Below are 324 nucleotides of genomic sequence, written 5' to 3' on the forward strand. Positions count from 1 at the left end.
GTCATAGAGTTTTCATGGGCGACGTCGTATGCGGCGGCTTTGCGGTTCCTATCCGCGAGGGGATTGCGGAACATGTTTTCACCGTTTCATCCTCGGACTTTATGGCGGTTTACGCCGCGAACAATCTGTTCAAGGGAATAGCGAAATATTCCAATTCAGGCGGCGCCCTGTTAGGTGGAATTATCGCTAACTCCATTAACAAACCATATGCGAAAGATATTATTGACGATTTCGCATCACGCACAAAAACTCAGATCATGCAATATGTGCCGCGTTCTGTTACGGTAACGCAGAGTGAATTGCGCGGGAAAACAACTATAGAAG

At 47.2% G+C, this 324-nt stretch carries 1 protein-coding gene; it reads left to right on the forward strand.

Going from position 1 to position 324, the window contains the following annotated elements; translation table 11 throughout:
* Positions 1-14: 14 nt before the first annotated feature.
* The coding region (locus ACYVTD_RS18725; protein WP_461249089.1) for a P-loop NTPase family protein at positions 15-324 on the forward strand (310 nt) is incomplete at its 3' end.

The organism is Treponema sp. R6D11, from assembly GCF_054786075.1.